A 21,880-nucleotide genomic window follows, 5' to 3' on the forward strand; every position below is an offset into this window, starting at 1 on the left:
TTACTTTATTACTCACCAAAATGGCTTCGTAGTTCAACTGGATAGAATATCGGATTTCGGCTCCGAGGGTTGGGGGTTCGAACCCCTCCGAAGTCACAAGGCTTAAACCAATCTTATAGAGGGTTTAAGCCTTTTTTATTTGTTAATCATTAACAAAAAGAATTCTCTTGCGAAATCATTCTTTCTGTTAATGAATACTTCTTTCCGCAATAAACATTTGATATATAATCAACAACGAAGGGAGGTGCTGTAAAATGCTAATGTCAGTAAACGGGAGTCAATCATTATAGCAACTATGGAGAAAGCCGGAATCAAGGATGTGGATAAGATGCAAGATGAGATTGGGAAAGAAATTCCAGTTCCAGCAAAAGAGGTTGAAAAAATCCGATATAATTATTTCGTATTTAATTTCATTTCATTATATTAGAGATATTGAGCTCTGGTGCTCTAGGAATAAAATGAAGCAGATAGTTTTCGATTACATTTTAGAAGTAATCCACAAAAATGAGTGTATGGGAATTTCTTTTGAAGAAATTAATGAAAAATTTGCAATTAATAGCGAAGATTTCATTGAGATGGCAAAAGGTGAATCTGGGCGTTATAAATTAAGGCACAAAATTACTAAGGATTGCATATTTTTTACTAAAATTAACTAGTATAAGCCTTCTCTTGGGGAGGGCTTTTTTTGTTATATTTATGGAAACTAATGATATGAGCTATAAACAAAAATTAAATAACTTGGATTTAAAGAAAGCTGTGTCTTTCTTAAGTGAACAATCAATAAGTTTCGGTAATAAAACAGTTGTTTCATCGAGTTTGATAATTTTATTATCTCTCAATTTTATAGTTATTTCAGGAATTGAGATTGAAGGTGTGTCACTGTCGGTTAATGTTGTAATAATAACACTTGTTTTATTACTTGTTAATATTTACTATTATCAACAATTCCTACTTCATTCCACCTTAGATCAACATGAAGGTTACTCAACTGAACTAATAACATTACTGAATGACTCAGATTTACTTGCTAAATCAGTTAATGAAAAATTTAAATCGCAAGCTTCACGAAAAGAAGAAATCAATAAAAAGATCAATGATGGGCCAATTGCTGATGGAGAATTTGAAAGACTACTCAATGAAAAGAACGAACTAGATTTAGAATTTGCCAAATTTAGCAATGACTTCAAGGAATCAATTAGGGAGCACCGTAAAGATATGAACAGATACAATACTTATGAATCAATTAAGAAAAAGACTATTCTGTTGAATGTAAGTATCCCTAAATTAATGTTTTATCTAGGGAATATTGCAATAATATTTAGGTTTGTGATATATACATGTCAAATATTTTGTAATCAAGAGGAACCCTGGAAATACATGATAGAAGATAATCTTAAGTACTATAAAGTAATTTTTGAAAATAAAAACAACAAAGCCCCTTAATGGGGGCTTTGTTTTAATTAAGTTTCCTTAAAGCCTCTTTATGAAAACTAGCTTGACGGAGTTCATATTTATCAAACCAAGCACATGTCCAGTAATCATTACCATCAATGCTATAACCGTTAATAGTCATACGTATGTAAACACTCGAATCAGATTTCAAACATACTACGTCTCCAATTTTTAATTCCATATTTAATTTATTTTAATAAATATAAAGTTAAATAAAATATTTACAGATGATTATGGGAACCCGTAAATGCTAATTAGTTAGTTGTAACTCTTTTATTTAAATGCCTATAAAAGTTTTTGGGACTAATGAATATATTTTATAATAACGTCTAAATATTGAAACCAGAAGATTTAAACATTAACGTTAATGAAAAATCTAAACTTCATATATACTCAAGAACTTTCCTCATCTAATTTCCAAACTTCTTAATATGCACCCTTTTCTCTGAAACCTTGATGACAAATGGTTCAAGATGTATTATTTTTCCTGCCTGAACGGTAAATTCCTGGTTTGTTTTCTCAGAATAGGTGTTGGCAGGTAATGAGCTTTCTACAAGCTCAATTCTGTAATTTCCAGATCCAAGGAAAGACCCGATTTCGCCATTATCATCAGTAACTACATGCTGTAAAAACTTATCTTTATCATAGATGTTGAAGATAATTCCTGCTGTTTTAGGATCAAATTAGGACATTTAGATACTTATTTTGAAGCTTAATTTGACTAATATAAATGTATATAAAAATAACTGTGTTTTTATCATTAATATTGCGTTATTATCTTGATTTCCTCTGCTGAAAAAAGTCTCCAGACTTTGAGCCTATAGAAAATATTTTGTTGTAAGAACAAAGGTTTTATATCAAGAGTTGTAAAGAGCTTTATAAAAAGTTTTCGCAAAATTTGGTATATTGGCTTTCGCAAAGAAATCTTGTGGTAAAAGTCAAATTACATCCAAAAGCTTGAAACGATAACTGTAAACAACTCGAAAAAGAAACATATTTTAAATAATGAATATTGACAATCAGATATTATTTTTCTTAAGTGCTTTAGGTGTTTTTAATAGTGTTGTATTGGGGGTTTAATTTCTTGTTCTTCAAGAGAAACAAAGCGGTATCCGATTTATTTTTAGGACTTCTATTATTATCTTTAAGTACAAGAATCGGAAAATCGGTATTTTATAATTTCAATCCGCAGTTGTCAAAAACGTATTTACAAATAGGATTGTCGGCTTGTTTTTTTATTGGTCCTTTATTGTATTTTTTTGTTAAATCATTGCTGCAAAAGCTTAATTATTCTTTTGCAAAATACAGTCTCATGGTTATCATGACGGCGATAAGTATTTTTGGTTTTCTTTTTCCATACAAGGAAAATCCTGTGCTATGGAGGGGAATCATTTATTATTCGATCAATATTCAGTGGTTTATTTTTATTGTACTATCTATTTATGAGGCTAGAGAAATTTTCAGGAAATTAGTAACCAACCGCAACCAGATTAGCTATCAGGAAACCTGGATATTGTCAGTTATCTGTGGTGTTTTTGCTATTTGGCTTTCTTATTCTTTAGCCAGATATACTTCATATATTTCCGGGGCTTTGGCTTTTTCCTTCAGCTTTTACATTTCTTTTCTTCTCATTTATTATGCAAAAAACAAAACATCGATTTCTGTTATTAGTAAGGAAAAATACATCAACAAAATAGATGGAAAGCTGGTAAAGGAAATTCAGGAAAAAATTAATATACTTTTTGAGACAAGGAAAATCTATACGAATCCTGATCTCACTTTATCTATTTTAGCAAAGGAATTAAATATTCGCCCTCAATTATTATCCCAATTTATTAATGATAATCTGAATAAGAGTTTTACTCAATTCATCAATGAATACCGGATTGATGAAGCAAAGCGACTATTAAAAGAAAGTACTCAGTTGAAAATAGATGCGGTGGGTTTTGAATCAGGATTTAATTCGAGCAGTACATTTTATAGTTCATTTAAAAAAATCACAGGAACTACGCCTTCAAATTACCAAAAAACATAATTTTTACTCCTAAAATATACATCCGTACTTCATGATGATAAACCTGGAATGATTTTAAACGTAAGCAATATATTTTTGTGAAACATTTTTAAATAATTGAAATCCAACGTTTATGAGAAAAATCTTTTTTACAATTTTATTGATACTCCTGTCAAATGGGAGTTTTGCACAATCGGAACAATCTCTCATTGAGAATTGTATTCAAAACTATATTAATGGTACCTCTTATAACAAGCCCGAAAGCATTAGTAAGGCTTTTTATACTGAAGCCAATCTTTTTCTAAGCCACAAAGAAAAGCCTTTATGGATTGTTCCTATTTCAGAATATGTCACCTGGTTTCAAAAAGGAAATAAAGGAGAATTTAATGGTCGTATAGGGAAAATCATCTCTATAGAATATTTTAATGACATAGCTGTTGCAAAAGCTGAAATTCTTATTCCTGAAAAAAAACAAGAATTTATGGATATGTTCTTGCTCAAAAAGTTGGAAGGCGAATGGAAAATAATCAGCAAATCTGCAAGCAGTAAAGCCAGTAATAAATCCGGAAAAAAAATATTATTCATTGTTTCCAATTCGCATTATTACGGAAATTCTACCATTTCAACGGGAAATAGCTTTGTCGAAATTGTAAACGCTTATGATACTTTTGTCAATTCTGGTTATACCGTTGATTTTGTAAGTCCAAAAGGCGGTAGTATCCCTTTAGCCTACATTGATACCTCGGATAGTTTGCAAAAACAATATGTATATAATCAAAACTTCATGTATGCTATAGGACATACTTTGAATCCTAAAGAAATTGATTATAAAGCGTATAAAGCAGTTCATTATATTGGTGGGGGAAGTGCGATGTATGGTGTTCCTGAAGATTCAGACATTCAACGCATTGCGATGCAGGTCTATGAAGATAATCACGGTGTTATCTCTTCGGTGTGTCACGGGACAGCAGGTATTGTCAACTTGAAAACTAAAAATGGTAAATTCTTAGTTCAGGGAAAGACAATAAGCGGCTATCCTGATTCTTTTGAAAAACAGGATGGTGAATATTTTAAACAGTTTCCATTCTTAATTCAGAAGACCATAGAAGAAAGAGGAGGAACTTTTAAATTTTCAAAGGGAAATGTATCCCACGTTGAACAAGACGGTCGAATTATTACCGGACAAAATTTTCAATCATCAAATGGTGTTGCTCTGAAAATTATTGAATGGATTGAGAAAAATAATTAGAATAAAACTTCAGTTAACGGAGGTTTAGTTTATTGTATTTTTTTGTGAAATTTAAAGTTTAGTATTCAGGAACTTTGCGTTTGCAGTTACAACTTGCGAAAATGAAAACTTCTAAAAAAACAGATAAATCCTGCAAAATCATTGATTTGCAGGATTGTTTGTTTAGATCTGTTATCATAATTTTTAAAAACACTCCAAAAGTATTCGGTAAATTGGTTTGCTTTTTTTTAAATGGGATCGGGTATCACTAGTTGACTACAGTCTATTGTTTTTGGGATGCATTTCTTTACTTTTTCACACCATTGATGAGTGTATATGCATACTGACGGAAATGGGCCGCCAATTGGTCCTGCTCCGCTTACTGTTTTCAATTCATTTCTTGAAAGTTTTTTTAGATTTTTCATATTGCAAAATGTTTTTATTTTCCTACTCTTTTAGGTAAAGCTTTTCGGATACCGCTTATTTTATAGTTCAAAAATGGGATATCAGGTATTCAAAACAAAGCAGGATTTAATAAGTGACAGTACTTTTTATATAAGTGAAGCAATTTAAAAGCTTACTGTATAGATGGCCATAGAAAATCTGATACTCTGGCAGCTGAAATATTACACAAAAGTGCCATAGACAAGGATCTGATTTACATGTAATTTTACCATAAAATCAATCAATATCTCTGTAACCGTAGGTTTACCCCTCAACCCTTAAAATATAAAATCATGAAAACAACTTTACTCGTAATTGTATTGACCGCTATTTTTTCAGGCAGTCTTTTTGGGCAAAGAAATTTTGAAATAGTTATTGAAAGAAAACTGTCATCAGCGACCTGTACCTTAGGATATCTCATTGCAGATAAAAAAGTCATCTGCCATACATTGGAACTGCCATGGGAAAATAATACAAAAAATATCAGTTGTATTCCTCCCGGATCCTATAACGGTATTTTGAGATACGATAAAAATGACGGATGGAGAATCCAGCTTGAAAACGTTCCGGACAGAGATGGAGTGCAAATTCATATGGGAAACTATACAAAACAGATCAAAGGATGTGTTTTGGTGGGGATGGAAACCGATATTAAAAACTGTACTGTGGCAAATAGTAAACTGGCATACAGTAAATTGAAAGATGCATTTTACGGGACCTCAAATCCTAACAGTACTCCTGATAAAAACATTATAGTAACCTTTAAATAAACTAATCATGAAAAATCTTTATGTAACCATTGTATTGCTGCTTGCCAATACCGGAATTATCTGGTCGCAAGTGACGCCGAATTCGAACAAATTTTCAGTTGAGAATTATGTAGCCATTGATAGTAAAGGAAAATATGCGCTTTATAACACCCACGGCTTTTATGAAAATGTTGCTAAGGGTACTGTTGCTAAGGTGTTTATTTTACCTATTCTTAAGTTTGATATCAATAATATTAAATATATAGACAGTAAAGGAAATGAAACGTATAAGAGTTCAGATCAGATCCGGACCTTAATTATTCCGGTAACACAGGAGCTGGCATTACCCAATGAAAGCCAGAAAGCATCGATTTGTGCCGCAATAAAAAGCACAACCATAGCAGCTTTTTATCCTCCGATTCTAAAAAACACAAACGGTCAGCCCGTTTTAACGCCTTACCTGGTGACCAATCCTGTATTAACCAACCATTTCTTTTCCCTGGCCCAACAGTATGAAACTACGATGCTGGCTCCGCAGGAACAGTTGATTAAAAATTATAATACAGATTTTCAAAGTCAGATCATCTCACCTACCGAGGTAGAATTCATTGTAGAAGCAGGAGGGGAGACCGTTTACAGCAAACGTATCCCAGGAACTTTGGTTGGAAATAAAAGTTTTAAAAATATAAGTATTGAAAATCCTACAGAATATGTTAAAAATCTTCTGGCCAACGGAAATGGTGAGATATCGGTCAGCTATAAATTTAAGAATTCTAAAGGCAGTTATATTAATGCACATTTAGACGGAAGTACGATTGTTAACCAATTTTTAAGTGATGCTCAACAGAGCAGTGTCAGCCAGAAATCAAGCGGTTGGGCATTTCTTGGTTTAGGAAGCAGCCGGAAATCCATGAAGTCCTCATTCAATCAGCAGGTTGAAAATCAGTATACTGCTGAAAAAATTAATACTACGAGAATCGAAATGTATGATGCTGATGACGAAATGATCCATCAGTTTGAAGAGAAATTCTTTCCTGACATCTCTCAGGAGGAAGCCCTTAAAAATCACCTGCAGGCAGCCGAAAAAGCAAAAGCGGAAGGAAACGATAAATTGCAGAATTTACATTTGCAGTTTGCAGAATCATTACAAAAAAATGATCCTAACCTAACTCCTAATATTGAGGCTGCTGTAGCGGCTCTTGGTAAAAAAGATTATATCGGATTTATAGCCAATGGAGTAAGATGGGGAAATAATGGAGCGAAGGGTAATACTTCCTTTAAAAAGGTGCTGAACAGTACTGAAATGACGAAGATGGTGGAAGATTACAGCCATACGAAAACAATATCGGTGCAGCATGCGGTTACTCAACCTGTCATTGCCAAAGAAGATGTGAAGTTTAGAGCTTCTGTAGGCGTTATCGATGTTATTCCATGGGATGTACAGTTGAATATTTTTAATGGATATAATACCGTTTTTCAGAATGTAAAAGGAGTATTAATAGGCCCAACAACTGTAGGCGGAGCTTTACATCTCAATAATATCCTGGCTGGTACTTTGGTTAAAAAAGTGGGTGCTTATTCTGTATATGATGCTCAAACTTTTACAGATGCATTAAAAAACTATGAGCCTGGAGAAAGAACCAATTTGACTTTAGTTGTGCCTAATGCAATGAATCCCAATATTTATCAGGAAAAAACCGTACAATTTACTTTGGGGTCTTTTCCGGTTATGGATTAAAATTCAATAATTTTAAAGAAAAAGGAACTTGAAGAGATTGCAGTATTGACTAATTTAAAATAATTATTTATTTATATTTTTAAACGTTTTAACAATCTTAGTCATGATAACAACGGTGTCCAAAAAATAAATAATTAGAATGGTTTTTTTTCCTATCCAGTTTCTATGGAGCAAATATAACCATGTAGAGGATGCATAAATATTTTGCTTTAATCCAAATTCTTTTATAATCTCTTCTTTTGATTTTCCTTCAAGGTATAAGTAATTGTTCATCATTATTTGTGTTTATTTAATTTATAAGCTGATTGTAGGCTGTAATACTATTCGAATATCTTATCCAATTTTTTAGTCAAATATTTTCTTGCAATACCAATATTGACATTACACTCTGTAGATCCAGATTTATTACTCTGTTATGAATATTAGGAGTGTTTGTATTCTGGCTTTACGGTATTTCTAGAAATAATATTAGATTAAAAAACGTCTGAAATATTTTACATATCATTACAGTTTATTCATTATATAGTATCGAAACGATTATAATAGATCTGGGAATTATTGTATAGAGATAGATTGTATTATCAGAACGCTGAAAAAATCAGACATTAATGAAAACAGAAAATTATTATCTTCCGGTTACCCCGCAAATTAGATAAAAATTCATTTCTCAAAGAAATGCAGACATACGTAAAATGTATTAAATTATAACTGTCAATAAATAAGATGTTTATCAATGATATGCTGTATGAAACGAGCATAGTGTTTTCTTGATTTATGTGTATTTATTTTTCTAGAAAAACTTTCTATTTAACTCATTTTTTAAATTACAATACATAATAACTATTGGGATAGGCTTTTAATTATTTTTGAGTACCCTTATGCTGGACTTGTAAGATAAAACTTTATTTATTTGTAATAAGCAGCTAGCTTAAGGATATAAAGAATTTATATAGACTATTGGTGCTAAAAAATACCCATTTAATCCGTAGTAATATTATGGCCAAAATATCAATTTTAATTACCAACTATAACAGCGGCAAATATTTTAACGATTGTCATAATTCGCTTATTAATCAGAGCTATAAAGATTGGGAAGCTATTATTGTTGATGATGGTTCTACCGATAATTCTGTTGAAGTAATAAAACAATTAATTAAGGATGATAACCGATTCTTATTTTATCAGAATCTAAGTAAAATTGGCTGCAGTTCTGCAAAAAAGAAGTGTATCGTTCTTGCAACTGGAGATATTTGTGCTTACTTAGACCCTAGTGATGTTCTTTTTACAAATGCGATACAGAAATCTATGGAACAGTATACAACAAATTATTCTATAGTTGCCACCTATTCTAAATTGATGCTATGTGATAAAAAAATGGTTCCTCAGAAAATAATTAAAGGGACTGGAAAAATATATAATAATAATTTTTTTTTCAATTGGCCAACTCAAATTTCACATTTTTTTACATTTAAAAGAAGTGCATATTTGAAAACTGTTGGAATTAATACAGACTTAGAAACTTCTGTTGAACAGGATTTATTCTTAAAAATTGTAGAGATGGGAAATATTAAATTCGTTGATGAAATTTTATATAAAAGCAGGTTTTCTTACGATGGAATTTTGCAGGAAGATGAAAAATATAAAAGATATTATTCATCTATGTTTATAATATATGATGCAATGAAAAGGAGGGGTATTACGGAAATAAATAATGTAAAAATTCCTGATTTTTATGAAGGTCCTGATCAGATACATCATCTTATTAGATATCAGGATACTTATCTGTATAAACTAAAAGTTAGGATAAAATTGTTGCTAAAAAATAATCTATTTGTAAATACAATATAAGTGGAGACTTTTTTTTAACCGTTATTTCTGCAAATGTTTTCGTCCATCATTGTATGTATTTTCTGTTCGCAAATGGCACTTCATTTAGCAATGATAGCAGAGGCCTTCGCTGAATAGAATGCCTTTACGATCAAAAAACAAGAAGTAAATAATGATATCACTTTGCGAGCGTAGCTTAGTAAATTGCTCTGAGAAAATTAAAATTCTTATCCTGAATTCAGGTTGTTTTAGTTTTTTGCATTAATCGTTATTTGATCCTCATGTTTTGTTTTTAATAATGTAGGTTGGACACAGTTAAGTGGCAATGTTCCTAATATTCTACAATCTTAAAAAATCCTTGTCTGATTAAAGAGAAAACCCTTTTTATTGCCATAAATAATTTTGTAGACAATTTATAGATATACAATAAGAGTAATGGGTTATAGAAATTATTAAACCTTATTGGTTAATTTATCACGTTAAAGAGCAAATACTTATCAAGTAAAACGGTCTCCTCTGTTTGACGATACAAACCTAGGAGACAGCTTTGCTTTGTTTGTTACTGATTTTAAAGATCTATTTCTTTAAAGTCAAAGAAAGATTATCCATATAAACAGCTTGGTGTACACCATTCAACAGAACTTTAAGTCCCAGATGTGCATCTTTTTTCAAAGAAATAGTAAATGTTTTTTTCTCTCCTGTAATCTTTGACGGTTTAGTGATTGAAACATAAGATTTTGCATCAGAAGGGTTGTTTACTGACAAAAGCTCTAATGTTGTTTCGCCTCCGTTATCCGAAAGATCAAGAGAAAGGCTATAGGTTCCCGCTTTGATTTCAGGAGTTACCAGATACATATTTTCTCCTGGGTTGCTCATTGAATAAAAAACAATTCTTTTATCACTTGCATACAGCATCGCTTTCCCCGGCTGAGCTGTCCAGCATTTATTGATGTCTTTCCAGGTGTCAAAATTTTCTGCAAGGATAGATACCGGTTTACACTGTGCATTTGCTGTTAGTAATCCTCCTATAACAGCTATTCCCGAGAATACAATTTTCCTCATGTCTTATTTTTATTTATAATTAGTAAAAATAATAAAAAAAATGGTATTGAGATCGTCATGCTATATGATTTATTTTAGTTCAGTTCTTCTTGTAGAATTATAACCTAAAGGATTTGATTAACGGGTAAAAGAGAATCTGCTTTACAAAATACAGGAGCTCTTGATCAGTGAACTTATGGAAATATATACGTATAGGGTACTTTTTTGTTTATTTTTTATAGCAGATAATATTGTAAATGCCTGAATACTAGTGTTTTATTTGAATCATCCTTTTTGGTGTTTATTTTTTGTGAACAATTTTAGAATAGTTCATTTCTTTCCAACATGAATTTTCATCCTCAGTAGAGATGCTGGGTTAAAAAAAAATCATTGAGTGAGGCAGTTCGTAATTGAGATGAAATAAGCATGGAAGTTGATAAAATAGCCTCTGACGGCTGAAAAAGAATTAAAAATGTTCTATAATCAATGTAGAAAGACTGTCTGAAATTAAAACTATTCTCCATTCACAAGAAAAAACACAACCAATAGATGAAAGATAAACTACTTATTTGTCTACTAATAATATTTTCAAAAATTCTTTATGCCCAGCATTATGATGACTGGCGGTCACAGTTTGTAAAATGGAATGTAGGAGCAAGCTATGCAGGGGGAAATTTATCAGATAAAAAAGAAGGAAAAAGCAGGTGGATTAATAAATATACAGCCCATGTGTCAGTGGATGTAGCGCTTTCGAAAATATTATATTTCGATTCTGGAGAATTGTACTTGCAGCCTTTTTTCGAACTATCCTTGCCTGTTAGGAGCCCTTATACCGGAGATCTGGAATTTGCCACATATGCTGGAGGAGTACATCTGAAAAAATATTTAAATCAAAATTTCGAAAAAAGCAGATTGTACTTGTTTGTTGGAGGAAAGCTAGAATATATAGTATGGAGATTAGATTACAACAACGGAACTCAATATCATTCTACAAAACTAGATTATGTTTTGAATGGGGGAAGTGGGTTTGCTATTTCAGACCGTACTGAGGTTTTTGCGGCATATTCCAGAGGGTTGGGAAAAGTGTATGCCATTACAGATCTTGAGAATATGAATAGCCTGGGATCTTTTTCCGTGGGCGTACGTATTACACTTGTAAAAAACTGGTGGTTCAGTGAGTAATTTTTTATCTCAAGATTTTCTGAAAATAGGCTTAAAACCGATATAAAAATGTAATGAATGCTTTAGTTCAATATTATTAAAACATTACAATGATATATTTAATTGTAGTGATGAGCATAATAGTTGTTTTCATGTAAAGAAAGTTGCTAGATTATATTGGTAGAAAGATTGCTCATCATTCTACGTGTTATTTGTGTTTTGACAGGCTGCCTTAGAAATAAGGCAGTTTTTTTTATTTATATAAACTAAATCATCATATTTTTTATAAATATTTAAATGATTTAAAATGGAAGTATTGGTAAAATGTTAAAGTTCTTCTTTTACTTTTAAAAGATTAAATCAAAAGAAAGAATACTTAAAGTTATAAATTACCTAAAAAATGTATTTTCTTTGTTAATTGTCTCATTTTTAGATATTTGATGTATTGTTTTTTTTACGTATGTCTTTTTTTTCTTTTTCTTTTTTAAACCTATTTCTTTGCACTAAACATAAAATTTTTTAAGCAATGAAAAAGACATTATTACCTATGACTGTTCTATTTTGTAGTACAATCATATATGGACAGGTGGGTGTGAATACTGCTTCCCCCAAAAGTACATTGGATATTACAGCCAAAAATGCGACGGGAACATCAACAAATGCTGATGGAATTCTGATCCCTCGTGTAGATAGGCAAAGGGCACTGAGCATGACATCTGTAGAGCCTTCCACTTTAATTTATATCAATAATATTTCTACAGGAACTGCTACAGGACAGGCATCCAATATTGATGCGGTGGGATTCTATCATTTTGATGTTTCTACAAGCAAATGGACAAAGCTTAATACAGATACGAATATCTACAATGCTAATGGCACTTTAACGGGCAATAGGGTCATGAGTATGGCAAATAACTCTTTGATATTAAGAAATGGCAATGAAGCTAATCTTTATATTGAAAGGTCTGGTACGGGTAATCTACAAAGTAGTCAGAATGTAGCAAATCTTTATGCAAGTGGTTATGTTGGGGATACGAATACAATTTTGTCAGGAATAAGAACCTATTATCGAGGAAATGGAAGCAATAACAACAGTTCAATGACTTTTTCAGTTAATGGAGCAAGTAACAACAACTTGGTGCTAGCTAATAATAATAATGTTGGGATAGGAACAGATTCACCTACACAAAAACTGCATGTAAACGGGAGTATAAGAATAGTAGATGGTTCACAGGGAGCAAGCAAGGTTTTAACCAGTGATGCCAATGGTGTTTCAACCTGGGCAGACCTTCCTGATACAACAGCAAATAACGGTCTTACCAAAACTGGAAGTAACCTTCAACTGGGAGGGACCTTAGTTAAAAATACTAATATAGCAATGGCAGGATTTAATGCGACCTTTAGTGGGACTGGAAACGTAGGTATTGGAACAAGTACTCCTGTGCCGGGCTCCAAAGTAAATATTCAAGGAGGGCCTTTGAATATTGGAAATACGGTACAATACGCAGGAGGTTTGCAGGTGAGGAATCTGGATTCTACCAAACCCATACTTCTTGCTTTTAATACTGTTAGCAATGAAAGATTTAGAATTGAAGAAAGTGGTAATGTGGGAGTTGGTACGAATGCGCCTACACAAAAACTGGATGTTGATGGTAATGTGAGACTAAGAAATGTTCCTCTTTCTACTACTATGAGTACCTCTGATAATTTATTGGCTATAGGGACTGATGGCGTTGTGAAAAAAACAAAGGTTTCCGATAACTATCCTCCCGCTGTTTTTGGAACTTTAACTAGCAGTGATATTACGATTGAGCCAAACAAATATATGGGAGCTTGGATTGGATTAACCAAAGGGAAATGGATTGTTTATATTGGTCAACTGGTAGATACTGTTAATTCGGAATCAGTTATCAATCTAAATAATAATAGATGGGTAAGGTTTACCTTAAGTAGCAGCAATACGAGCTTACAAACAACTGGTTTTTCTTTTTTAGGTACTAATCTTATATCTGGTTGGTTAACACCTGTAGTAGGACAGTTTCAATATACATATTTTACCGGCAGCATCCCTGTAAATGTTACGAGTGACTCAATTTATTTACACGTATTTACAAGAAATTTAAATTCAGTAGGAAATCCACCTGCTGTGAAAACAGGTAGCTATGGTGAGAATTTCTTATATGCCATACCAGTAGCTAACTAATTTGAGAATGTTTTTTAGGATGTATTCATTAGTTTAGGTCAAATTAATATACATTAAAATGCAGAATTTGCTAAATCGAGATACTTGATTAAAATTTCTATAAAATCTTTGGGTAGAATATCAGTAATTTAGAGCTTCAAAAAAACAAATAATTATTGATTTTAGGGATCTAATATGTATAGGCATAAAATTTATAAATTTAAAATTACTACTAAGTAATGAATCGGTTATCATAAAATGCTTTGTAATTATGCTTCCTATCAGTTCTAAATACTTGTACTTTAAAGAGATTGTCTTATATGAAGGCAGTCTCTTTTTATACCTTGTATTTCGTGTATATCAAGCTGGGGATTTGGATGTTTCCTTTCCTTCCAATACATGAGAAGTACGTATTTTCTATGTGAAATCTAAATAAATTGAATTTAATATGTTTGTTCTCAGTATTTTTTTTAATGTTTTTTTTACGTATGTCTTTTTTTTACTTTTTCTTTTTTCTCTTATTTCTTTGTAAGACATATAAAATACTTTAAAGAATGAAAAAATCACTATTACCTTTTGCTGCTATACTGTTAGGTAGCATTATGTTTGGGCAGGTGGGAGTTAATACAACCACTCCAAAGAGTAGCTTAGATATCACTGCAAAAAATGCAACAGGGATTTCAACAAATGTGGATGGAATTTTGATCCCTCGTGTGGATAGGCAGAGGGCACTGAGCATGACATCTGTAGAGCCTTCCACTTTAATTTATATCAATAATATTTCTACAGGAACTGCTACAGGACAGGCATCCAATATTGATGCGGTGGGATTCTATCATTTTGATGTTTCTACAAGCAAATGGACAAAGCTTAATACAGATACGAATATCTACAATGCTAATGGTACTTTAACGGGCAATAGGGTCATGAGTATGGCAAATAACTCTTTGATATTAAGAAATGGCAATGAAGCTAATCTTTATGTTGAAAGGTCTGGTACCGGTAATCTGCAAAGTGGTCAGAATGTAGCAAATTTTTATACAAGTGGTTATGTTGGGGATACGAATAAAATTTTGTCAGGAATAAGAACGTATTATCAGGGAGATGGAACCAATACCAACAGTTCTATGACTTTTTCAGTTAATGCGAATAACAACAATAATTTGGTACTAGCTACCAACAATAACGTAGGTATAGGTACGGCAACTCCTTCCAAAAAGCTTGACGTAAAAGGTGATGGTATATTTTCTGGAGCAGGGGCAGATGTGAAAATAGAATCATTGGATAATGTAAACCCAAGCCTTTCCTTATATCATCATCATAGTGGAACGAATTTATCAACAAATAGTAATGTTGGGAGAGTAAGTTTTAAAGGAAGAGTAAATGGGGCAGAACAATATTTGGCTTCAATTAAATCTACTTATTTGGGGAGTGGAACAGATGCAAAGTCTGACTTAAATTTTTCTGTGAACGGAATAGGAACTACGTCAATGACATTGAGCTCTGATGGTTATTTAGGTATAGGTATAGCTTCGCCTAAAGCTAAACTAGATATTTCAGGAACAGATTCCGGGGTACGCATGCCGCAGCTGACCACAGCACAAAGAGATGCAATTGCATCTGATAGAGCACATACTGCCACTTTACTTTATAATAAGGATATTAATAAATTACAGGTAAATGTTGGTACGGATACTAATAGGATATGGGCAACTCTCGGTTCAATGAGTGAAACGTTAAATACATCAGCTACTTTTACCTCTAATGCCTCACAGACTATCTCATATTCAAGCAGTAATAATGGATCTAAAGTGCTGTTTCAACAACAGTTGTATAATTCCACTCCACAAGGCTATATTTCTAAAAGTAATAATAATACTGATTTCGTTTTAAAGGGAGGAAGAACTTATAAGGTGGATGTCAATATGGGAAGACTAAAAACCAGTGATGCTAAGCATACGTGGTGCCATGTATTTGATACAGCAGGGAGTGAGTATGCTTCTGTATCTATTATACCTCAGAGTTATACAGCAGTACATTGGAATAGCGCTAACACGATGAGTACATATATAACGATTCCTGTGGGTAGTACTAAAACTATATATGTTAAATGTGCTAAACAAGACTCAGGTAATGTAATAATTAATGATGCTATTGCACCACAGATTTCCCTTACAATTATGGACTAGGTGATGAAAGTTCTTTTTTATTAAAAACATTTCAATTAACTTTTAAAAACCTTGTATTTCCGAAATGCTGTCTCATATTGAGGCAGCATTTTATTTAAATAAAGAGTTTACTGTTAATTTATAGAAATAAAAGATATTTAGGTACGTAGTTTATACAATATTTTTCTCATAAAGGAATTTAATTATTTGATTTATAGTATTTTAATTATGTTGTTTATTGAGTATGTCTTTTTTTTAATGTGGTTCCATTTTTTGTTTTTTTTGTTTTTAACAAATAAAATCTCTACAATGGAAAAAAAACTATTACCTCTGGCTGCCATCTTGTTAGGCAGTATCATGTTTGGACAAGTAGGTATTAATACTGCTACTCCTAAAAGTACACTAGATATTACAGCTAAAACCCCAACAGGTTCTACAACAAATGCAGATGGAGTTCTTATTCCCCGTGTAGACAGGCAGAGGGCACTGAGTATGATATCTGTAGAACCTTCTACTTTAATTTATGTAAATGATGTCTCTACAGGCACAGCTACAGGATAGGCATCCAATATTGATGTTGTAGGATTCTATCATTTTGATGGTTCCAAAAGCAAGTGGATAAAGCTGAATACTGATACCAATACTAATATTTATAATGCCAATGGGACTTTAACAGGCAATAGAGTTATGAGTATGGCAGATAATTCTTTAATATTCAGAAATGGTAACGAAGCTAGTCTGTATGTTGAAAGGTCTGGTATCGGTAATCTGCAAAGTGGTCAGAATGTAGCGAACCTTTATACAAGTGGTTATGTTGGGGATACCAATAAAATTTTGTCAGGGATAAGAACGTATTATCAGGGAGATGGAACTAATAGTAGCAGTTCCATGAAATTAACTGTTAACGGAAATAGTAACAATAATGTGGTATTAGCTGCTGATAACAATGTTGGGATAGGAACGGATAGCCCTGCGCAGAAGCTTGATGTAGATGGGGTTGCTAAATCCAGAAAAGTAATAGTGGGGCCAAGTGGTTTTAATTACGCAGGTAGTGCTTTGAACGTCCGGAATAACACTGCTTCAGAATATATCATGGGTCTTGTAAGTTCAGACAATATATTTAGAGTAAATGTACTTGACAATGGTAATATGGGAATAGCTACCACTGATCCTACCCAAAAGCTTGATGTAAATGGAAACCTAAGGCTAAGAACTATTGTACCCAGTACAAATATTCAGGATATAACTTTGGTAGCGGATGCTAATGGGGTTATTAAAAAGAAGAAAAATGAAATAAAGGGAATTGCCAGAGCATATTTATATAATGATCGTACAACTGGAAATACAACTGGGATGATTTACAGATTAAATAATTTCACCCAGGTTGATGATCCCGGTGATGATTTCGACCATGTAGAAGGTAATTTTGTAGCTCCGGAAACAGGTTTGTACAAAATAACGATGACAACTTCAATCAAGTTCACCGATCCTGATAACTATAATGTACCAAATGCTGTTGTTGGGTTTGCTGATTCTACTACTAGTAATTGGGTATTAAGGTTTTCAATACCATCTGCTTACATCAAAGGGACCTATTCCTCTACTAATACTGTCGGGAGTGCAACTACATTTATAGGAGTTGCTGAATTACAAGCAGGCAGAACTTATTTTTTCGGGGCAAATCATGGCCTTACTTTTATTGCTAATCCAAGTGGCGGAACAGGAAATGGTATTGGAAGCTTCTTCGAAATACAATTGATAAAGAACTGATAGAATATTTACCTGATGTATTATCATGTAGATTTGATCAAATAATAGAAATTATATTTAACAGCAGAATTCTATAGTAATTTCTGCTGTTTTTTAGCTGCGATGTCATATTCTGAAGATCAAATGGCAGAGAGTCCATTTAATTTACCAAAAAAAGAACTGACAGGTGTTGATTTTTTGCAATGGTGTATTGAGCATTAAATTGACATAGTCCTTGATTATAAAATGCTCATTTAAACAAATTGTCAATAATAAGAAGGTAAGTTTATTTGTGATAATAGTATTTTTATATCACTTGTTTTGGATAAAAAAATATTGAGTACAATATAGAAACTGATGTCAGATAAATTTTCTTTTTAATAAATAATAAATTTATCATTATTATTATTATTTGGTTGTATGTATGTACGCAATCTTTACAGTATCTTCTTGAAAATAAATTTTTAATTATTGATTACTAGTTTGTTGCGCGTTTGGGTTGTTTTTACGTATGGCTATTTTTTTAAATAGGGTTGGTATTCCTTTCTTTTGTAAAAACAGCAAAGCCCTTACAATGAGAAGAAATAAATTCCCCAAGATTACAGTATTAATCAGTATGTCTGATCAAATAGGAATTGAGACCATTATATATACTTTTGATTCAATGATAAATTATATTGTTGGTTTTTCTAGAGGCAGTTATAATTTTTATAAAACCTTTATAGACGGTCACAAGGTAAATTACAATAAGATTTTTTTCAGTAATATTTCCCAATTCAGTCTTTTCAAACAAAATTGTCAACAGGTATTAATTCTATAAAATTTATTAATTAAGAAGCACTGCAGCATTATTGAAATAAGACAAATATAAAATATGGAGATTATTTCAAAAGTCAAATCATTCGACTTTTGTCATTCTGATAAAGCAAGAAGTCTAATTAATAATCAAACTAATGAGATTACTCACTACATTGCTTTTCATTCAGAATAGCACTTTTGAGACAGCCTCATTAGATTTTAAAATATAGATATCCATTTCATCTTATCTTCAATAATTTATATCGCTTATGAAAACAATATTATCTTATATAAATAGCTGTCTTTTATGATCTAAACCGGGCAAGGAATAAGGACCTGAAAATTATTGATAATGAATGTTTTATAATTCAATTGTTATTTTTTAGTATTTTATTTCATGAGAACCTGTAAAAATAGAGCCTAATATTTCTATTCATCTTCATTTTCTGTCATGGAAACGATGTAACTAAAATAAAATAGTACAACTTGATGTGAATCTCTGATTTATTAATTTTTGCTTAACATTTTTAACCTCTAGCTCAGTATAAAATTTTGTAACAGATGGCAAATCTCATGTCTAAAATAGCAGAAATTAATATTGGTATTTCTCTTTTGGACGCTTTATCCATTTTTAATATTATTCAAATTATCGTAAGCAAATGATTTTAGATCTAAGCCTTTAAATTAAATAAGCTGATGATAGGGTAATGCATTAAAATGAAAGAGGTAGCTAAAGTTAAGATATTGAAGTATATGTTGTTTTTTTTTGTAAATTGTTAATTATTTTCTTTTATATTAATTAAAAATAGAAAATTTTATATGTTATTTAAATTTATACGTATTTTTTTATTGTTTATGTTCGGGTTTTTATACAGTCAACGAATTGAGATTAAAAGAGTTGATGGTTTGCTGGAAAAATCGAAAGAAACTTTGTATACGAATACTATACAATCTCTTACATATGCAAAGGATGCGGCTATGATTGCTGAAAATGAGAAAAATTCATTGAAATTAGCCGAATCTTACTTGAATATAGCTCGTTGTACAAATCTATTAATGGACTATAAAGATAGTTTTTTATATATTGAAAAAGGATTAAATGGAAGTGAAACGAAGAAAGATGCTGTATTAGAATGCCAATTCAGAGAAATAAAAGCGATTAATTATAATAAATTAAAACTCACTGATAGTGAACTTAAAGAATATCATAGGATTATAGAACTTCTATCAGGAAAGAATGATATTGAAGCAAAAAAATTATTATCCAGAACTAATGCAAGAATGGCTTCGTATTACCTTAATAAACAGGAGTCTCTGTATTCAGAAAAGTTTATTAACAAAGCTATTACGATTCATCATGAAATATCCAAGAATCTGGATGATGATTTCTCTGATAATTTAAATTTATACACTATAAAAGGATATGTGTGTTTATACAACCTTAAGTATGACTCAGCTTATTATTATTTTAATAAAAGTTATACCCACTTAAACAGGATAAAAAGAAAATACATCCAGCTCATTTCTCTTGGGGATTACTATTTTGAGCTGAAAAATTATGTAAAAGCAGTTGATTTTTATTTTGAATCTTTACAGGATCTTGATCAGAATAGAATCAAAGACCTTGAATATTCTACTTACACTAATAAAAAGATCTCAATGTCTTATGGATTTCTTAATGATAAAGCAAAAGAGAAAATTTATTTGGAAAAATATTATATCGAGTCTGATGAATTGGCCGGTTTAAAGATAACAAACCTTCAGTCTGCAGTAAATACAGTAGAAAACGAATACCAGAATAGAAGTGAAAAATTCAGGAAACTCAATTGGATTATTTTTTTATCTGCTATTATACCATTTATGTCTCTAAATATTATAATAGGTTATAGATATTTAAAGTTAAAACGAAGAAAGAGAGCCGTCATTTCTGAGAAGAATTTGCTGTTGCAGGAAAAAGATCATTTGCTGGAGGAAAAAAATATGTATTATGTAAAATTACAACAAAAACTAGATGTAACGCTGGAGGAAGTTATCTATGAAGCTAAAAAAAATACAACATCTTTCTTTGAAAAGTTTCAGACATTCTATCCTGAGTTTAGCCCAAGACTTTTAGAATGTAATCCTAGTTTTAATTTGGGTGAATTAACACTTCTTGCCTATGTTTATCTAAATTTTTCTTCTAAAGAGATTGCTGAATATACATTCAGATCCTATAGAACCATTCAGACCAGAAAATATACATTAAGAAAAAAAATAGGACTGGAAAAAGGAGAGGATTTGTATGTTTGGCTAAAGAAAATAAATCCTTAATCTTTAAAAAACTTATAGGATTTTACTTCTTTTAAAATAAATTTGTTTAAACTTTAGAAAACAACCAAAGCTTTCATTTTAAACTTATTTAAGAAGATTCATATATTTTAACCTTTCCATTATAAGATTTTTAGAATGTCTTAAATACTTAAATTTCACTTATTTGTTGTCTTAAGTGATTGTAACCCATCGTAACGACCAGATTTTTGCTTTTTGTTTTTTTTACGTATGTTCATTTTTTTAGATGAGAATGTAATCTCTTTTCTTTGCAGCTCTCTAAAAAAACACATGGATGAAAAAAAAAAATTTTGTAATTATTGCAATTACTTTTTACACTGGATTTTACGGTCAAGTAGGAATAAATGTAGCACAACCAACAGCAACTTTAGATGTAAATGGAGATGTTAAAGTTCGGAATTTACCTGTTGCCGCGTCAAATGCTGAAATATTAGTTTCTGACGAAAACGGGTATATTTCAAAACAGGACTATACTCAATTCCGAAAGGAAATAGTTGGTGATATCAAAGATGCTATTCAGAATCAGGATCACAATGGTTGGTTTCTTTTAAATGGAAGAAGTATTTCTACTTTACCCTCGGTAGCAAGGCAAAATGCGGTCTCGCTGGGGTTTAACTCCGTTCTTCCAGATTTTAGGAATAAATTATCTAGAAGTAAAAGCACAGCAGGAATCTTAGGTGCAACAGGTGGAAATTCTACTAATATACTCTCACGAAACAATTTGCCTCAGTTTGAGCTGAGTGGAACTACAGATTCAGCTGGTAAACATGATCATATTTTTGTCAATATGATTAATCATGGTAACGGAGGTGGAATGACTTTGAATGCTCAGAATACAGGAGCAACATGGGGCTCAGACAATACAATACGAACTACAAGTGTATCAGGGGCTCATTCCCATAATATAACATTAAAAGGTAATGGTAATGGAACTGCTTTTAATTTGACCCCCGGCTATATTAGTCTAAAACAATTTGTGTATCTAGGAAAATAATTGTTAA

At 31.6% G+C, this 21,880-nt stretch carries 18 protein-coding genes and 1 tRNA gene; 15 read left to right on the forward strand and 4 right to left on the reverse strand.

Translation table 11 applies throughout. The features are described 5' to 3' along the window. The first annotated feature begins 22 nt into the window (after window positions 1-22). The 3 genes from GFU89_RS00885 to GFU89_RS00895 all read left to right on the forward strand — a co-directional run bounded on the left by GFU89_RS00885 (window position 23) and on the right by GFU89_RS00895 (window position 1,443). A tRNA-Arg gene (locus GFU89_RS00885) sits at window positions 23-96 on the forward strand. 362 nt (window positions 97-458) lie between these two features. After that, window positions 459-656, forward strand: a complete 198-nt coding sequence (locus GFU89_RS00890; protein ID WP_318845333.1) for a hypothetical protein — start codon at window positions 459-461, stop codon at window positions 654-656. A gap of 40 nt (window positions 657-696) precedes the next feature. Beyond that, a complete protein-coding gene (locus GFU89_RS00895) occupies window positions 697-1,443 on the forward strand; it encodes a hypothetical protein (protein WP_318845334.1) in 747 nt (248 codons plus the stop codon). Between the two features lie 13 nt (window positions 1,444-1,456). Here the strand turns inward: GFU89_RS00895 and GFU89_RS23300 are convergent, their stop codons facing one another. Both GFU89_RS23300 and GFU89_RS23305 read right to left on the reverse strand, forming a co-directional pair. Beyond that, window positions 1,457-1,633, reverse strand: coding sequence for a YodC family protein (locus tag GFU89_RS23300; protein WP_413228569.1), 177 nt, complete (start codon window positions 1,631-1,633; stop codon window positions 1,457-1,459). Between the two features lie 229 nt (window positions 1,634-1,862). Then, entirely contained in the window at window positions 1,863-2,114 is a 252-nt protein-coding gene (locus tag GFU89_RS23305; RefSeq protein WP_413228576.1) for a hypothetical protein, read from the reverse strand. A 650-nt stretch (window positions 2,115-2,764) separates the two neighbouring features. Between GFU89_RS23305 and GFU89_RS00900 the strand changes: the two genes are divergently transcribed. Together GFU89_RS00900 and GFU89_RS00905 are read left to right on the forward strand one after the other, a co-directional pair. Then, window positions 2,765-3,487: a helix-turn-helix domain-containing protein gene (locus GFU89_RS00900; protein WP_318845335.1), complete on the forward strand. Its 723-nt coding sequence runs from the start codon at window positions 2,765-2,767 to the stop codon at window positions 3,485-3,487. 112 nt (window positions 3,488-3,599) lie between these two features. After that, on the forward strand, window positions 3,600-4,715 hold the full coding sequence (locus GFU89_RS00905) for a nuclear transport factor 2 family protein (protein ID WP_318845336.1): 1,116 nt from the start codon (window positions 3,600-3,602) through the stop codon (window positions 4,713-4,715). A gap of 227 nt (window positions 4,716-4,942) precedes the next feature. Here the strand turns inward: GFU89_RS00905 and GFU89_RS23310 are convergent, their stop codons facing one another. Next, window positions 4,943-5,119 carry a bacteriocin-like protein gene (locus GFU89_RS23310; protein ID WP_413228570.1) on the reverse strand — a complete coding sequence of 59 codons (177 nt, stop codon included), beginning with the start codon at window positions 5,117-5,119 and terminating at the stop codon, window positions 4,943-4,945. A 312-nt stretch (window positions 5,120-5,431) separates the two neighbouring features. Between GFU89_RS23310 and GFU89_RS00910 the strand changes: the two genes are divergently transcribed. The 3 genes from GFU89_RS00910 to GFU89_RS00920 all read left to right on the forward strand — a co-directional run bounded on the left by GFU89_RS00910 (window position 5,432) and on the right by GFU89_RS00920 (window position 9,473). Next, complete coding sequence (locus GFU89_RS00910) at window positions 5,432-5,908, forward strand: DUF5675 family protein (protein ID WP_318845337.1); 477 nt, start codon at window positions 5,432-5,434, stop codon at window positions 5,906-5,908. Window positions 5,909-5,915: 7 nt separating this feature from the next. Further along, on the forward strand, window positions 5,916-7,625 hold the full coding sequence (locus GFU89_RS00915; protein WP_318845338.1) for a hypothetical protein: 1,710 nt from the start codon (window positions 5,916-5,918) through the stop codon (window positions 7,623-7,625). A 996-nt stretch (window positions 7,626-8,621) separates the two neighbouring features. Further along, entirely contained in the window at window positions 8,622-9,473 is an 852-nt protein-coding gene (locus GFU89_RS00920; protein ID WP_318845339.1) for a glycosyltransferase family 2 protein, read from the forward strand. 555 nt (window positions 9,474-10,028) lie between these two features. Here the strand turns inward: GFU89_RS00920 and GFU89_RS00925 are convergent. Then, window positions 10,029-10,514 carry a hypothetical protein gene (locus tag GFU89_RS00925; protein WP_318845340.1) on the reverse strand — a complete coding sequence of 162 codons (486 nt, stop codon included), beginning with the start codon at window positions 10,512-10,514 and terminating at the stop codon, window positions 10,029-10,031. 528 nt (window positions 10,515-11,042) lie between these two features. Between GFU89_RS00925 and GFU89_RS00930 the strand changes: the two genes are divergently transcribed. The 7 genes from GFU89_RS00930 (at window position 11,043) to GFU89_RS00960 (ending at window position 21,873) form a co-directional block, all read left to right on the forward strand. Further along, entirely contained in the window at window positions 11,043-11,675 is a 633-nt protein-coding gene (locus GFU89_RS00930; protein WP_318845341.1) for a hypothetical protein, read from the forward strand. 565 nt (window positions 11,676-12,240) lie between these two features. Continuing rightward, the gene (locus tag GFU89_RS00935; RefSeq protein WP_318845342.1) at window positions 12,241-13,857 is read left to right on the forward strand and encodes a hypothetical protein; all 1,617 of its coding nucleotides are present in this window, start codon (window positions 12,241-12,243) and stop codon (window positions 13,855-13,857) included. A 692-nt stretch (window positions 13,858-14,549) separates the two neighbouring features. Then, window positions 14,550-16,025 (forward strand): hypothetical protein, encoded by a 1,476-nt coding sequence (locus GFU89_RS00940; protein WP_318845343.1) that lies wholly within the window; start codon window positions 14,550-14,552, stop codon window positions 16,023-16,025. A gap of 288 nt (window positions 16,026-16,313) precedes the next feature. Continuing rightward, window positions 16,314-16,565, forward strand: a complete 252-nt coding sequence (locus tag GFU89_RS00945) for a hypothetical protein (RefSeq protein WP_318845344.1) — start codon at window positions 16,314-16,316, stop codon at window positions 16,563-16,565. A gap of 132 nt (window positions 16,566-16,697) precedes the next feature. Further along, window positions 16,698-17,774 carry a hypothetical protein gene (locus tag GFU89_RS00950; protein ID WP_318845345.1) on the forward strand — a complete coding sequence of 359 codons (1,077 nt, stop codon included), beginning with the start codon at window positions 16,698-16,700 and terminating at the stop codon, window positions 17,772-17,774. 1,833 nt (window positions 17,775-19,607) lie between these two features. Then, entirely contained in the window at window positions 19,608-20,861 is a 1,254-nt protein-coding gene (locus GFU89_RS00955; RefSeq protein WP_318845346.1) for a hypothetical protein, read from the forward strand. A 292-nt stretch (window positions 20,862-21,153) separates the two neighbouring features. Continuing rightward, entirely contained in the window at window positions 21,154-21,873 is a 720-nt protein-coding gene (locus tag GFU89_RS00960; RefSeq protein ID WP_318845347.1) for a hypothetical protein, read from the forward strand. Window positions 21,874-21,880: the final 7 nt, after the last annotated feature.

This window comes from Chryseobacterium sp. JV558 (assembly GCF_033712365.1).
GTDB lineage: Bacteria > Bacteroidota > Bacteroidia > Flavobacteriales > Weeksellaceae > Chryseobacterium.